The organism is Sphingopyxis bauzanensis, from assembly GCF_002205675.1.
GTDB classification, from domain to species: domain Bacteria; phylum Pseudomonadota; class Alphaproteobacteria; order Sphingomonadales; family Sphingomonadaceae; genus Sphingopyxis; species Sphingopyxis bauzanensis.
Genome location: NZ_NISK01000002.1, coordinates 140,438 through 154,813, shown reverse-complemented (window position 1 = coordinate 154,813; position 14,376 = coordinate 140,438). Strand labels below are relative to the sequence as shown.

Genomic DNA, 14,376 nt, shown 5'->3' with positions numbered 1-14,376 from the left:
AATCGGTCGGCCAGGTCGTGGGTAGGCAGACTGCCCAAGAGGTGCTCGTCGCATACGGGATTCCGGACGATGCGGAAGTTATGCCGCGATCAGATTCGGTTTACCGACCAGCGGATCCTTTCAGCGAAATGAATAGGCGATATGTGTGGGCTTTTTGCCGTTGTCATGTTCTTCGGACATGAGCGTGCGGATTCCAGGGTCATCACGCGCAGTGTTCCGATTTGATCGTGCGCAGCATTCCGACGTGATCTCGCGCAGCATTCCGATTTGATCGTGCGCAGCAATCCGATATCTGAAGTCACCTAATGGAACGCATTTTTTCTTTTGGTTTCCTGATCCTATTTTCTCGCCATACTATCGTGGAGTGCTTGCCACTGCGACCAAAATCACCAAGCGTTTACAAGCCATACCACGTTCCTTTGCCCGTTCCGTGCTGCGTAAGGTGCTTGGCCTGAGTCAGTGTGGCGAGGTGCTTCTTCACGGTATTGCGGTTCGCGCCGGTAAGGTTGACGATCTCGCCGATCGTGACGCGCCCACGTTCCTTGACGGCATCGACGATCTGGAGTGACAGCTCGGGCAGAGTGCCCAGCACGAGGCGTTCCCGCTCGATCTTTTTCTCAAGGCGGCGTTTTTGCTGCTGGAGTGCGCGCAGGAAGTAGGTGATCCAGGGTTGCCAGTCGGGCGCGTCGCCGCGGATCGTTTTTTGCGTCTGGCGCAGCGCGAGATAATAGCCTTCCTTGCTGTTTTCGATCACGCTTTCCATCGAGGAATAGGGCACATAGGCATAACCGCTGCGCATCAGCAGCAGCGTGGTCAGAACGCGCGAAAGCCGTCCGTTGCCATCCTGAAACGGATGGATTTCGAGAAACACCACGATGAAGGTCGCAATCACCAGCAGCGGGTGCAGGCTCTGTTCGTTCAGCGCCTTGTAGGTCCATTCGATCAGTTCTTTCATGCGATGCGGCGTGTCGAAGGGCGTGGCCGTTTCGAAGACAACGCCGATCTCTTTGCCGTCCGCATCGAACGCGCTCACATGATTGGCGAGCGTTTTATATGCGCCGCGATGGCGTTCATCCTTGTCGCTGAATGACAGCAGATCGCGGTGCAATTGCATGATGTGATTTTCGGTCAGGTCAATCGCATCGAAATGCGCGAAGATCATTTCCATGACCTGCGCGTAGCCAGCAACTTCCTGCTCGTCGCGCGATTCAAAGGATTTGATTTCGAGGTTGGACAGAAGCCGTTTGACCTCGGCATCGGTGAGTTTGCTCCCCTCGATGCGCGTGCTCGAGCCGACGCTCTCGATCGTCGCCACGCGGCGCAGCGCCGAAAGGCGTTCCGGCGCGAGCGTACCAAGCGCTCGCCACGCGCCCTTGAATTCATCGATCTCGGCGACGAGGGCGAGGACTTGAGGCGTAATCTGCAAGGAATCGGTTTTCAGGGCCATACCCAATAATATACCCATAAATACCCAAAAGGCAAGGATAGGCTGCGATACCCGATAATTGACCCGAAAATACCCAAAAAGTCCAAGCCAAGGGGCCTCGGACGTTCCACCTGGTGGCTCACCATCCAGCTATGCGCGGTGGTTTGGCTTGTCCTGATGAGCAAGCGCGCATAGCTATGCCCTGTTGCATCGCCGCTGACCATGCGACATTCCCGCTGTCGAGCAAACCGCAAACGATCGGCGAGGGAGAGATATGAGCGAACGCATCGTCACGGTCGACATCGGCGGCACCCATGCGCGGTTCGCAATGGCCGAGATTGCGGACGGGCGCGTGCTGTCGCTCGGCGACGCGACGACGCTGCATACGAAGGACCATGCGAGTTTCCAGACGGCGTGGGAAGATTTTGGCCGGCAGCAGGGCGGGGCGTTGCCGCGGGCGGTCGCAATCGCGATCGCAGGGCCGACGCGCGGCGAGATCATCCGCTTCACCAACAATCCGTGGATCATCCGTCCGGCGCTGATCGGTGAAAAGCTGCACGTCGACGCCCATGTTCTGGTCAATGATTTTGAGGCAGTCGGTCACGCGGTCGCGCAAGCCGACGAGAGCTATTTCGAGCGGCTGACCGGACCCGATCAGGCCTTGCCGACAACGGGGACGATCAGCGTCATCGGCCCCGGAACCGGTCTGGGTGTGGCGCATATCTGGCGCGACGGGGCTGATTATCGCGTGCAAGCGACCGAAGGTGGCCATATCGACTTTGCCCCGCTCGACAGTATCGAGGATGCGATCCTGGCCCGGCTGCGCAAGCGGCACCGGCGCGTATCGGTCGAGCGCATCGTTTCAGGGCCAGGTATCGTCGATATTTACGAGACGCTGGCGATGCTTGAAGGGCGCGCGGTAACGCCGCTTGACGACAAGGCGATCTGGACCAATGCGATCGGCGGGCAGGACAGCCTTGCTGCGGCGGCGGTCGATCGTTTCTGCCTGTCGCTGGGCAGCGTCGCGGGCGACCTCGCGCTGGCGCAAGGCGCGAGCGGCGTCGTCATCGCGGGCGGCCTTGGCCTTCGGATCCGCGACAGCCTCGTGCGCTCGGGTTTTCCCGAACGTTTCATCGAAAAGGGTCGGTTCGAGGGTTTTATGGCGGCGTTGCCGGTGAAGCTGATTACCCATCCCCAGCCCGGCCTGTTTGGCGCGGCAGCGGCGTTCGCGCGTCAGAAGGCCTAAATTAACACTGGCACTGTCCGATTAAAATCGGCAGCTAAGGGGCATGTCTGAGCGCCCGGTCCTTGGCATCATCGCCTGCAACCGCACCGTCGGGGTCGAGACCGCGCAGGCGGTGATGAATCGCTATGCGATCGCGGCGATGCAATATGCCGATTGCGCGGCGCTGATCATTCCCTCTCTGCCCGATTTTATGCGCGCAGAGGAGGTCGTTGGACGGCTTGACGGGGTGCTGCTGACCGGGACACCGTCGAATGTCGAACCCGCGCGCTATGGTGATGCTGCGGTGGGTGAGGGGCCGTTCGACCCCGATCGGGACCGCATGATGATCGAGCTTGTCGAGGCGGTGATCGCGGCGCAGCGGCCGCTGTTCGGCATTTGCCGCGGGTTTCAGGAAATCAATGTCGCGCTTGGCGGGACGCTGCGCCGCGATACATCGGCGAGTGCACAATTGCTGCGGCACCACGCGCCCGATGAGGCCGATTTCGATGCGATGTTTGATCATCGCCACCCGGTCGAGCTCGTAGCGGGCGGGCTGCTGGCGGCGGCTTATGATGCGCCGACGCTTCAGGTTAATTCGGTGCATTTCCAAGGCATCGGCGCGCTCGCCGACGGGTTGGCGGTCGAGGCGCGCGCGCCCGATGGTTTGATCGAGGCGTATAGCGCGCGACCGAACGGCGCGCCGCTGCTCGCGGTGCAATGGCATCCCGAATGGGCGACCGACGAAAGCGATGACAGCCAGACCTATTTCCGCCTGCTGGGCCATGCGCTAAGAGGCGAATTATGAACCGTCGTGTCACCCGCTATGACCGCTATCTCGCGCGGATCAGCTTCTCGCCCTGACTGGAATATTCCCCTCCCTGCAAGGGAGGTGCTAAGGGTGGGTGGCTCGCCGCAGGCGAGCGCTCTTCCCTCAGACGTTCCACCCACCCCCAACCCATCCCTGAAAGGGAGGGGAGTCAGGAAGAGAAATATGCCCCGCAATCACGACATCGCCGAACTGCGCCGCCTCGACGTCGCGCACCACCTTCCCGCGCAGGCCGACTGGGCCGAAATCGAAAAGCTTGGCGGCAGCCGCATCATCACCCATGCCGAGGGCTGCTACATCCACGACGGCGACGGCCACCGCATCCTCGACGGGATGGCGGGGCTGTGGTGCGTCAATGTCGGCTATGGCCGCGAGGAACTGGTCGAGGCCGCGGCAGCGCAGATGCGCGAGCTGCCCTTTTACAACACCTTCTTCAAGACCGCGACGCCGCCAACGGTCATGCTGGCGGCCAAGATCGCCGAACTGACCGGCAACCGTCTGCCGCATGTCTTTTTCAACGCGTCGGGCAGCGAAGCCAATGACACGGTGTTCCGGATGGTGCGCCACTATTGGAAGCTGAAGGGCGAGCCCAAGCGCACCGTCTTTATCAGCCGCTGGAACGCCTATCATGGTTCGACCGTCGCGGGCGTCTCGCTGGGCGGGATGAAGGCAATGCATGCGCAGGGCGACTTGCCCATCTCCGGGGTCGAGCATGTCCGCCAACCCTATGCCTATAACGAAGGGCAGGGGATGACCGAGGAGGACTTCTGCGACGCCTGCGTCCAGGCGATCGAGGACAAGATCCTGGAAGTCGGTCCTGAAAATTGCGCCGCGTTTATCGGCGAGCCGGTGCAGGGCGCGGGTGGGGTCATCATTCCGCCGAAGGGATATTGGCCGAAGGTCGAGGCAGTCGCGCGCAAATATGGCCTGCTCGTCGTCGCCGACGAAGTGATTTGCGGTTTCGGGCGCACCGGCAAGATGTGGGGCCATGAGACGATGGGTTTTACCCCCGACCTGATGCCGATGGCGAAAGGCCTGTCTTCGGGCTATCTGCCGATCTCGGCGACCGCGGTCGCGGCGCATGTCGTCGATGTGCTCAAGACCGGCGGCGACTTCGTCCACGGTTTCACCTATTCGGGACATCCGGTGGCCGCGGCGGTGGCGCTCAAGAATATCGAGATTATCGAGCGCGAGGGACTGGTCGAGCGCACCGGTAGCGTGACGGGGCCGCATCTGGCCAACGCGCTGGCGACGTTGAATGATCATCCGCTGGTCGGCGAAGCGCGTTCGATCGGGCTGCTAGGCGCGGTCGAGATCGTTGCCGACAAAGAAACGCGGGGGCGGTTCGGCGGGGCCGAAGGAACCGCGGGGCCGATGGCGCGCGATGCGTGCATCGCAAATGGGCTGATGGTGCGCGGCATTCGCGACAGCCTGGTGATGTGCCCGCCGCTGGTCATTTCGACCGAGCAGATCGACGATATGGTTGCCATCATCCGCAAATCACTCGATGAGGTCATGCCGAAACTCCGCGTCCTTTAACGAAAGATCCTCTCCCATGCCCTCCGGCCTTTTTGCCCTGCTCGACGATGTCGCCACGATTGCGAAAGTGGCCGCCGCGAGCATCGACGATATCGGCGCCGCCGCGTCGAAAGCGGGGGTCAAGGCCGCGGGGGTGGTGGTCGATGATGCCGCGGTGACGCCGCGCTATGTCACCGGGTTTCAGCCGAACCGCGAGCTGCCGATCATCTGGCGGATCGCCAAGGGGTCGTTTTTCAACAAGCTGGTGCTGATCCTGCCTGCCCTGCTGCTGCTCTCTGCAGTCGCGCAATGGGCGATCACCCCGCTGTTGATGGTCGGCGGGGCATATCTGTGTTTCGAGGGCGCAGAGAAGGTCTGGCACTCGCTGCACAAGGACAAGGTGCCGCTTGCCGAGGCCGCTGAGATCGTGGCCGACAAGGACCATGAAGAAACGATGGTGAAGGGCGCGATCCGCACCGATTTCATCCTGTCAGGCGAAATCATGGTGATCGCGCTCAACGAAGTGATCGACGAAGCCTTTGCGATGCGCGCTGCGACACTGGTGGTGGTGGCGATTGCGATCACCATTGCGGTTTACGGCGCGGTCGGGTTGATCGTTAAAATGGACGACATCGGACTGCACATGGCGAAAGCGGGCAACAGCGTTCGCCGCGCGATCGGGCGCGGGCTGGTGGCATTCATGCCAAAGCTGCTCGGCGCGCTGGCGCTCGTCGGGACGGCGGCGATGCTGTGGGTCGGGGGCCAGATCATCCTGCACGCGCTCGACGAATATCATATCGGCAATCTGGGGCATGGCCTGCACGATTTTGCTCATGCGGTGGCGGGCAATCTGCCGGCAGCGGGCTTGTGGGGATGGCTCATCAATGCCGGCGGGGCCGGGGTGTTCGGGCTGGTGCTCGGCGGGGTGATTGTGGCGGTGCTGCATCTATTGCCGGGGAAAAAGGCGGCGCACTAGTCATCCTCGTCATTGCGAGGAGCGAAGCGACGCGGCAATCCAGGGTAGGCGGTCACCGCTCTGGATTACTTCGCTTCGCTCGCAATGACGAATACAGGGGATTACCCCAGCAACACTACCGGACTATCCGCGCGCCAGTGCATGCTGACCTTGTCGCCCCAGGTGAAATCCTCCTGATCGTGGCGCGACAGGTTGGGACGTGAGACGCGGATGCGCGCGCCCGATTCCAGCTCGATCTCGAACAAAGTGATATCGCCGAGGTAGCTCATGCCTTTGATCTTGCCGCGCGCGAAATTGTAACCATCCGGGGCGTCCTGCGCCGCCGCTTTGACTGCCTTGCCTTCGCCGGGAACGTGAAGGTAGATTTTCTCGGGGCGCAGCGCGATCCACACATCGGCGCCGTGCGGGCCGGTGACGCCATGGTTCAGGTAAATCTTGCCGACCCCCGCGCAGTCGACCGCCGCCTTGTCGGGCTCGTCGAGGGTCAGCTTGCCTTCGAAGATATTCACCGAACCGACAAAATCGGCGACGAAGCGGTTGGACGGATATTCATAGAGGTCCGACGGCGTCGCGAGTTGGGCGACTTCGCCCTTGTTGATCACCCCGATGCGGCACGCCATCGACAGCGCCTCGTCCTGATCATGGGTGACGGTGACGAAGGTAATCCCGACCTTTTCCTGCAATTCGGACAGCTCGAACTGCATCTGCGCGCGGAGCTTCGCATCGAGCGCCGACAGTGGTTCGTCGAGCAGGAGCACCTTCGGCCGCATCACCAGGCTGCGCGCGAGCGCGACGCGCTGGCGCTGGCCGCCCGACATCTGGTCGGGCATGCGCTCGCCAAAACCGCCGAGCTTGACCAGATCGAGTGCTTCGGCAACGCGATCCTTGATCTCGCCGCCCTTCACCCCGGCGATTTTCAGGCCGTAAGCGACATTGTCGGTGACGCTCATGTGCGGGAACACCGCATAGCTTTGGAACACCATGTTGACCGGCCGCTTGTTCGGCGGGATGCCCGCCATATCCTGCCCGTCGATCAGGATCCTGCCCTCGGTCGGCAGCTCGAAGCCCGCGATCATCCGCAGCAAGGTGGTCTTGCCGCAGCCCGACGGGCCAAGCAGAACGAAAAATTCGCCGGCGTTGATGTCGAGGCTGACATTGTCGACCGCCGTCACCTTGCCAAAGCGTTTCGAGACATTCTGGATCTGGATGATCGACTTGGCAGTTTCGGTCATGAAAGGATCCTAATTCCGTTCGTGTCGAGCGAAGTCGAGACACCGTGAGAGTGTGTGCCACCGAGAGGCATCTCGACTTCGCCGGGTGCGAACGGGGAAGGGGAGCGATCGGGAAAAAAGCGTTCCATCAATGCGTCTCCGCAATCGCCTTCACGCCCTGGGCCTTGAGCGCGATGAAAGTCAGGATGACGGTCAGGATGATGAGCAGGGTCGACGCCGCATTGACTTCGGGGGTCACTGAGAAGCGGACCATCGAATAGACTTTCACCGGGAAGGTGATCGTGTCGGGGCCGCTGGTGAAATAGGTGATAACGAAATCGTCGAGGCTGAGCGTGAAGGAGAGCAAAGCGCCCGCGACCAGCGCGGGTTTGATGTGCGGGATCAGCACGTCGCGGAACACCTGGGCTTCGCTCGCGCCCAGATCTTTGGCGGCCTCCTCCTGCTCGCGGTTGAAGCTCGCGAGGCGCGAGCGGACGACCATGGTGACGAAGGGGAAGCAGAAGGTGATGTGCGCGATGGTGATCGCGCCGAGGTTGAACGGCCAGACGAGATCGGTCGGCCACCCGACCGCGGCAAAAAACATCAGGAACGCGACGCCGAGGCAGATTTCGGGGACGATGATCGGCAGCGAGATCGTGCCGTCGATTGCTCCCTTCCACGGGAAGCGAAAGCGCCACAGCAGCACCGCGGCGAGCGTACCGAGCACCAGGCTGGCGAGCGTCGCCAGCGCCGCGATGGTCAGCGAGTTGATCAGCGCCTCGACCAGTTGGTCGTTGCCCAGCGCCTTTTCATAATATTTGGTGGTGAAGCCGCGCCACACGACGTTGCGCTTGCTGTCATTGAAGCTGAAGATCATCAGCACGACAAGGGGTGCGTAGAGGAAGACCATCACCGCCCCGACCCAGAGGCGCATCCACAAGGTGCGGCTATATTCGAGCGGGGCGACGGGGGCGCGGGCGAAGAGGGCCATCAGCGGACCTCGGGCACTTTTTTGTGCATCGACTGGATCGCGATCAGCGCAAACATCGCATAAATGAGGAGGAAGGAGAGGGCCGCGCCAAAGGGCCAGTCATTCGCTTTCTTGAACTGGCGTTCGATGACGTTGGCGATCATCTGGCTGTCGGTGCCGCCCATCAGATCGGGGGTGAGGTAGGCGCCGAGCGCGGGGATCAACGTGATCATCACCCCGGCGATGATGCCGGGCGCCGCCAGCGGCACGACAATCCGCATGATGGTGCGAAAATGCCCGGCGCCAAGGTCGAGGCTCGCCTCGATCAGGCTGCGGTCGAGCCGGTCGAGTGCGGCGTAAAGCGGCAGCACCATGAAGGGCAGATGGACATAGACGAGCCCGAAAACGACCGCGAAATTGTTGAACAGCAGCTGCACCGGCTCCCATGTCGGCAGCGGTTGCAGCCCGACGAGCGTCTTGATCCAGCTCGTTCCTTCCCACAATGCGCCCATCCCCTTGTTGGCGAAACCCTGCGTGCCGAGCAGCATCATCAGCGCATAGGTGCGGATGAGGAGGTTGGTCCAGAACGGCAGCATGATGCCGAGGAGCAGCCACGGCCGCCATTTTTCGCTCGCAAAGGTGATTGCCATCGCGACCGGAAAACCGATGATCAGGCAAATCAGCGTGACGAGCGCCGCGACCGCAAAGCTTTTCCCGAAAATGCCGAGGTAGAGCCACTCGGTCGCGCGCTTGTAATTGTCGAGCGTGCCCGAGAATTCGATCTCGGTCAGGCCGCGATTCTCGCCGAAGCTGTAGAGCCAGACGATGGCCATCGGCACGAGGAAGAAGACGACCACCCACAACAAGGTCGGCAGCGATACCGCTGCGAAAGTCCTTTTGCTCGTTTTCCAATCCTGTTCGGCCACCCCCCGAGTGCCTCCCAGTCAGAGCGTCTTAGACGCGATAAATCGGCCGTCGCTGCGAGCGCAGCGACGAAGCAAAGGCACCGGATTAAGCCGCGCGCACTCGCGTAAAGGCTTCTTCGAACAACGGCTGCAAGGTCGGATTGAACTTGGCATACTCGCATTTCGCCAGCACATCGGCGGGCGGATAGATGACCGGATTGTTCTTGTAGGTATCGGGCATCAGCGCTTTGGCTGCGGCATTGGGGGTCGGGTAGAGGATCGTTTCGGTGATGCTTTTGCCGACCTCGGCATCGAGGATATAGTTGATGAAGGCGTGGGCGTTCTTGGGATGAGGTGCGCCCTTCGGGATGCAAAGATTATCCGAATTGAGCTGGCTTCCTTCGCTCGGTACGACGAAATCGATGTCGTCATCCTCCAGCATCGCCTGCGCGATGTCGCCATTATATTCGAGCACCAGGTCGATATCGCCCTTGAGCAACAGATCCTGCCCGTCGTCGACGTGGAAATTCTTCACATTAGGCTTTTGCTTGATCATCATCGCCTCGATCGTCGCGATGTCGGCGGGGGTCAGCGCGTTGACCGATTTGCCCAGATATTTGCCGTAAAGGCGGAACATGTCGCCCGCTTCGGACAGCCAGGCCATGCGACCGGCATATTCGGGGCTGTCGAACAGCACTTTCCAGCTGTCGGGCTTCGCCTTCATCTTCGACTTGCGATAGCCGATACCGAGAGCGAGCCAAGTGTAAGGCATCGATACTTTGCGGCCCATGTCATAATCGACGTCGATGAAGGTCGGATCGACATTCTTCATATTCGGAATCTGGGCATGGTCGAGCGTCTGGAGCATCCCCGCCTGCGCCATGCGTTCGACGAAGTCGTTCGAGGGGACGATCACGTCGTAACCGGGGTTGCCGGCCTTGAACTTGGCGAACAGCACGTCGTTGCTGTCGAACAGGTCCATCTTCACTTCGGCGCCGCTTGCTTCCTTGAAATCGTCGAGGGTCGTTTCGCCGATATAGGTGTCCCAGTTGTAGAAGTTGAGCTTGCCCTCTTCGCCATTGGCGAGCTTTTTGCCTTCGCCCTTGCTGCACGCGGCAAGACCGCCAAAGCTGATCCCGATTGCCGCGACCCCCATCGCTTGCAAGAGCGAGCGACGCCCGCGGGTTTGCTTGATCAGTTCGTTCAGATCCATGACGGCCTCCCTGATTGTGACGTCAAGCTGACTCAATAAAGTCCGCTTGGAAAGAGGTTATTTTGCACCGCAACACGAATCTTTGAAAGATTCATGCGTTGCGGAGGTACCAGTCGTAATCAAGCGTGGGTACGACGCCAAAATAGCGGTCCTGTTCGACGCGTTTGACGATGCTGAACATGTCGACAAAGCGCTCGCCCAGATAGTCGCGCATCAGCGTGGAGCCGTGGAAGCGATCGACCGCGGCAAACCAGTTCGACGGCGGTTTGTCGTCGCCGCTGTTGTCGCGATCATAGCCGTTGCCGGCGACGGCAGCGCCGGGATCGGTCTTGTTCGTCATGCCGTGGTGCATGCCTGCCAAGACGGCGGCGACCGCCAGATAAGGATTGGCGTCGGCGCCGCACGCGCGATGCTCGACGTGGCGGCTCGGTGGCGGCCCGGCGGGGATGCGGAACGACACGGTGCGGTTGTTGACGCCCCAGGTCGGCGCGACCGGGGCGTAACTGTTCGCCTTGAAGCGGCGATAGCTGTTGGCGTGCGGGGCAAAGAGCGCGAAGGCATCGCCGACCGTGCCGATCATGCCGCCGATCGCGTGACGCAGCGCCGGGGTGCCTTCGGGGTCGTCGCTGGCGAAGATGTTGGTGCCCGAACCGTCGTTGACCGACACATGGATGTGCATCCCGCTGCCCGCCTGCTCGGCGAACGGCTTGGCCATGAAAGTGGCCTCAAAGCCTTGCTGCTGCGCTACGGCTTTGACCAGCCGTTTGTACATGATCGCATCGTCGCAGGCGCGCAGCGCGTCGGGCTTGTGGCGAAGCGTCAGCTCGAACTGGCCCGGCGCAAATTCGGAAATCGCGCTTTCGAGCGGAATGTCCTGCGCATCGGTCGCGGCATAAAGCGCGTCGAAGAAGGGCCGGAAATCGTCGAGCTCGCGCAGCCCGTACACCTCGACATTGCGCGGTGTATCGCGGCTGTAGCCGGGGCGGGCGGGGCGCACCGTGCCGTCGCGGGCGCGGCGCGGGTCGACGAGATAGAATTCCAGCTCGACCGCGAGCACGGGGGTCAGCCCGTCGGCGATAAAACGATCGATAATGCCGCCGAGCACATGGCGGGGATCGAGGTCGTGGGGGGTGCCGTCGAGCTCGTAGAAATCGACGAGGAACTGCGCGGCATGGTCGCCGCCCCACGGGGTGCGGACGAGGGTGCCGGGGATGGGCTTCATCGATCGGTCGGCGTCGCCATCTTCCCACACCAGCCCGGTTTCGACCGTGTCCTGCCCGGTGATATCGACGACAGTGATTGAACCGGGGAACATCCGCCCGCTTTCATACACCGCCATCACCTCATGCTGGCGCAGCCGCTTGCCGCGCGGCACGCCGCCCATATCGGTGTAGATCATCTCGATCGAATCGACGTCGGGATGGGCCTTGAAAAAAGCCTCGGCCTCCGATCGCGGCGCGATCACGCCCGATGATTTCGACATCGCCCCTCTACTCCTTCAGCGCTTTGGTGCAGTCCGCGAAGCCCTCCACCAACCGGTCGATCTGGTCGTCGCCGGTAACCGGGCTCACCAACATCATATTGTGGAACGGCGCCAGCAAAATCCCGCGGTTGGCAAGGAAGAGGTGGATCGCCGCCTCGAGTTCGGGCTGCATCGCCGCCTTCGCTTCGCCGCCATTGCGCGGCGGCGTGGGGCAGGTGAGGAACTCGACCCGCGCGCCGACCTGGGTGACGTGCCAGTCGAGATTGGCGTTCGCGATTTGGGCTTCGAGCCCGGCTACCAAGCGTGCGGCGCCGCGTAGCATGTGATCGTAGGCGGGGCGGGTGATGACCTCGGACAGCATCGCATCCATCGCCGTGATCGCGAGCGCGTTGGCTGACAATGTCGTCCCGATGCCGCTGTGACCCGCTGGTCGCGACTGGTTGCGTGCCGCCATCCGCGCGGCGACTTCGCTGCTGAAGCCATAGACCGCGCACGGCACGCCGCCGCCGATCGATTTGCCGACAACTATGAGGTCGGGCTTTGGACCATGGGTGATGCCATGGCCGCCATAGCCCGACGAGATGGTGTGCGTTTCGTCGAACACCAGCAGGGTGCCGGTCTCGTCGCAGAGAGTCCGGAGCGTCTGGAGAAATCCCGGGCCGTCGCGGACCATACCAACGTTGGTCATCACCGGCTCGGCAAGGATGCAGGCGATGTCGCCGCCGCGCAGCGCGTCGGCGAGGGCGCCTTCGTCGTTGAACTCGATCACGGTGGTCGTGTCGCGCAGATCATGGACCTGGCCGACCAGGCTCGTGCGCATGACGGGCTGGCCGTTCTTCAGGTCGACGAAGGCGTCGTCGACCGCACCATGATAGGCGCCGTTGAAAGTCAGGATCTTGGCGCGCCTGCTGATCCCGCGGCACCAGCGGATGACCGCACGATTGGCTTCGCTGGCGGTCGTCGTGACCTGCCATAACGGCAGGCCGAACATCGCCGCCAATCGCGCGGATAATGCGGCGCCGCGCTCGGTTGGGAGCATGTAGCTCAGCCCTTCACTCGCCTGCTTCGCCAGTGCCGCGGCGAGCGGCAGCGGTGAATGGCCGAACAGGCTTGCAGTGTCACCGAGACAGAAATCGTCATAGGTCTGGCCGTCGATGCTCGTCAGCGCTGCGTCCTTGGCCGACGCGGCGATGATCGGCACCGGACTCGGCCAGTCCTTCATCCAGTGGAACGGCACCGACTGGAACCAGCCGGTCGCCGCGGCATGGTGGGCAAGGGCGCGTGGGTTGGCAGCGCGGAAGCGTTCGGCTTCGCGGTTCGCCATGTGGGCGATGGAGCCGGATGAAATCATCCGAGCCGGTCTTTCATCGCATAGTAGAGCAGCCCCAAGGTCGCGAGCGGCTGGCGCAGCCATTTACCGCCCGGGAAGGGGCGACTGGGCAGATTGGCGAGCACATCGAAGCGCTCGGCGGTCCCCGCCATCGCCTCGGCGATCAGTTCGCCCGCCAGCGTCGTCACCAGCGCGCCGTGACCCGAAAAGCCGTGGGCGAAAAAGACACTCCCGCGCCGTCCGATATGCGGCAACCGGTTCATCGTCACCGCCACCGCGCCGCCCCAGCCATAATCGATCCTGGCATCGGCGATCTGCGGGAACACCTGCGCCATGAACGGCCGCACGAACGCTGCAATGTCGTGCGGTGGGGTTTGCGAATAGCGTTCGCCGCCGCCGAAGATGAGGCGCTTGTCGGCGGAGAGGCGGAAATAGTTGAGCACGAACCGGCTGTCGGCGACCGCGGCGTCGCTGGGGAGTAACTCGTCGGCGTTCGCGAGCGGTGCCGTCGCGATGTTATAGTTCATGATCGGCACGGTGTAGCGGCCAAGGTCGGGCTCGATCTGACCGATCCAGCTGTCGGTGGCATCGATGACATAGAGCGCTGCGACATGCGCGCGGTCGGTCATCACACCCAGACCATCGGCCGTATCAGTGATCTCGTAAGCGCGCTGACCTTCCCAGATGCAAACACCCGCCGCTTCGGCGGCTTGGGCAAGACCGATCGCGTAATTCAGTGGATGAAAATGGCCGCCCTGCGGGTCATGGATGCCGCCATGATAAAGCGGGCTGGCGATAAGATTGGGCATATCCGCTTTCGCGACGACGTCACTCTGGTAGCCGAAGCGCCCGGCGAGATAGTCCGCCTCGCGCCGCATTGCGCCGAAATCCTTTGGCGTCCACGCTGCTTCCAGAAGGCCCGATTTCAGGTCGCAATCGATGCTGTGCTTGGCAATCCGCGCCGCCACCCGGTTGTCGCGCCAGCACAGATCGAACAGTGCATCGGCGCGCTCGCGGCCAAATTCTTCTTCCAGTTCCGATGCCGCCCAACGGAGGCCCGGAATGAGCTGCCCGCCATTGCGTCCCGAGGCGCCGAAGCCGACGTGGTCGGCTTCGATGAGGATAACCGAGAAGCCGCGCTCGGCGCAGGCTAGGGCGGCACTAAGTCCCGTGAATCCACCACCGATCACCGCGACATCGCAGCGCGAGTCGCCCCGGATATCGTTGCGCGGTCGCCATTCGTGCGCGGTCGCGGCGTAATAGCTGTGGTTCAGCGGATCGGCCATGGTGGGA

13 protein-coding genes are annotated in these 14,376 nt (G+C 62.2%); 5 read left to right on the top strand and 8 right to left on the bottom strand.

Annotated elements, in window-relative coordinates; translation table 11 throughout:
- Positions 1 to 397: 397 nt before the first annotated feature.
- Positions 398 to 1,108, bottom strand: a complete 711-nt coding sequence (locus CDQ92_RS07305; protein WP_201792038.1) for a Fic family protein — start codon at positions 1,106 to 1,108, stop codon at positions 398 to 400.
- Between CDQ92_RS07305 and CDQ92_RS21430 the strand changes: the two genes are divergently transcribed.
- The 5 genes from CDQ92_RS21430 (at position 1,103) to CDQ92_RS07285 (ending at position 5,971) form a co-directional block, all read left to right on the top strand.
- On the top strand, positions 1,103 to 1,456 hold the full coding sequence (locus CDQ92_RS21430) for a hypothetical protein (RefSeq protein WP_201792037.1): 354 nt from the start codon (positions 1,103 to 1,105) through the stop codon (positions 1,454 to 1,456). The two genes, CDQ92_RS07305 and CDQ92_RS21430, sit on opposite strands and share 6 nt — an antisense overlap.
- 244 nt (positions 1,457 to 1,700) lie before the next feature.
- Positions 1,701 to 2,672 (top strand): glucokinase, encoded by a 972-nt coding sequence (locus CDQ92_RS07300; protein ID WP_088440766.1) that lies wholly within the window; start codon positions 1,701 to 1,703, stop codon positions 2,670 to 2,672.
- Between the two features lie 43 nt (positions 2,673 to 2,715).
- Positions 2,716 to 3,456: a gamma-glutamyl-gamma-aminobutyrate hydrolase family protein gene (locus CDQ92_RS07295; protein WP_088440765.1), complete on the top strand. Its 741-nt coding sequence runs from the start codon at positions 2,716 to 2,718 to the stop codon at positions 3,454 to 3,456.
- Positions 3,457 to 3,642: 186 nt separating this feature from the next.
- Positions 3,643 to 5,016, top strand: a complete 1,374-nt coding sequence (locus tag CDQ92_RS07290) for an aspartate aminotransferase family protein (RefSeq protein WP_088440764.1) — start codon at positions 3,643 to 3,645, stop codon at positions 5,014 to 5,016.
- Positions 5,017 to 5,032: 16 nt separating this feature from the next.
- Entirely contained in the window at positions 5,033 to 5,971 is a 939-nt protein-coding gene (locus CDQ92_RS07285) for a DUF808 domain-containing protein (protein WP_088440763.1), read from the top strand.
- A 101-nt stretch (positions 5,972 to 6,072) separates the two neighbouring features.
- On the opposite strand, the gene CDQ92_RS07280 is transcribed toward CDQ92_RS07285, so the two are convergent.
- The 7 genes from CDQ92_RS07280 to CDQ92_RS07250 form a co-directional block, all read right to left on the bottom strand.
- Complete coding sequence (locus CDQ92_RS07280; RefSeq protein ID WP_088440762.1) at positions 6,073 to 7,203, bottom strand: ABC transporter ATP-binding protein; 1,131 nt, start codon at positions 7,201 to 7,203, stop codon at positions 6,073 to 6,075.
- Between the two features lie 127 nt (positions 7,204 to 7,330).
- Positions 7,331 to 8,173 (bottom strand): ABC transporter permease, encoded by an 843-nt coding sequence (locus CDQ92_RS07275; RefSeq protein WP_088440761.1) that lies wholly within the window; start codon positions 8,171 to 8,173, stop codon positions 7,331 to 7,333.
- Entirely contained in the window at positions 8,173 to 9,078 is a 906-nt protein-coding gene (locus CDQ92_RS07270; RefSeq protein WP_088440760.1) for an ABC transporter permease, read from the bottom strand. The genes CDQ92_RS07275 and CDQ92_RS07270 overlap by 1 nt, the downstream gene beginning before the upstream one ends.
- 85 nt (positions 9,079 to 9,163) lie before the next feature.
- Positions 9,164 to 10,270 carry an ABC transporter substrate-binding protein gene (locus CDQ92_RS07265; RefSeq protein ID WP_088440759.1) on the bottom strand — a complete coding sequence of 369 codons (1,107 nt, stop codon included), beginning with the start codon at positions 10,268 to 10,270 and terminating at the stop codon, positions 9,164 to 9,166.
- A 91-nt stretch (positions 10,271 to 10,361) separates the two neighbouring features.
- On the bottom strand, positions 10,362 to 11,753 hold the full coding sequence (locus CDQ92_RS07260) for a glutamine synthetase family protein (protein WP_088440758.1): 1,392 nt from the start codon (positions 11,751 to 11,753) through the stop codon (positions 10,362 to 10,364).
- A gap of 7 nt (positions 11,754 to 11,760) precedes the next feature.
- Positions 11,761 to 13,104: an aspartate aminotransferase family protein gene (locus CDQ92_RS07255; RefSeq protein ID WP_088440757.1), complete on the bottom strand. Its 1,344-nt coding sequence runs from the start codon at positions 13,102 to 13,104 to the stop codon at positions 11,761 to 11,763.
- The gene (locus CDQ92_RS07250; RefSeq protein WP_088440756.1) at positions 13,101 to 14,369 is read right to left on the bottom strand and encodes an NAD(P)/FAD-dependent oxidoreductase; all 1,269 of its coding nucleotides are present in this window, start codon (positions 14,367 to 14,369) and stop codon (positions 13,101 to 13,103) included. The genes CDQ92_RS07255 and CDQ92_RS07250 overlap by 4 nt, the downstream gene beginning before the upstream one ends.
- Positions 14,370 to 14,376: the final 7 nt, after the last annotated feature.

Coding starts and splice junctions, on each gene's coding strand:
- CDQ92_RS07285 (WP_088440763.1), top strand. CDS start 5,033: ATGCCCTCCGGCCTTTTTGCCCTGCTCGACGATGTCGCCACGATTGCG.
- CDQ92_RS07290 (WP_088440764.1), top strand. CDS start 3,643: ATGCCCCGCAATCACGACATCGCCGAACTGCGCCGCCTCGACGTCGCG.
- CDQ92_RS07295 (WP_088440765.1), top strand. CDS start 2,716: ATGTCTGAGCGCCCGGTCCTTGGCATCATCGCCTGCAACCGCACCGTC.
- CDQ92_RS07280 (WP_088440762.1), bottom strand. CDS start 7,203: ATGACCGAAACTGCCAAGTCGATCATCCAGATCCAGAATGTCTCGAAA.
- CDQ92_RS07265 (WP_088440759.1), bottom strand. CDS start 10,270: ATGGATCTGAACGAACTGATCAAGCAAACCCGCGGGCGTCGCTCGCTC.
- CDQ92_RS07300 (WP_088440766.1), top strand. CDS start 1,701: ATGAGCGAACGCATCGTCACGGTCGACATCGGCGGCACCCATGCGCGG.
- CDQ92_RS07255 (WP_088440757.1), bottom strand. CDS start 13,104: ATGATTTCATCCGGCTCCATCGCCCACATGGCGAACCGCGAAGCCGAA.
- CDQ92_RS07275 (WP_088440761.1), bottom strand. CDS start 8,173: ATGGCCCTCTTCGCCCGCGCCCCCGTCGCCCCGCTCGAATATAGCCGC.
- CDQ92_RS07250 (WP_088440756.1), bottom strand. CDS start 14,369: ATGGCCGATCCGCTGAACCACAGCTATTACGCCGCGACCGCGCACGAA.
- CDQ92_RS07260 (WP_088440758.1), bottom strand. CDS start 11,753: ATGTCGAAATCATCGGGCGTGATCGCGCCGCGATCGGAGGCCGAGGCT.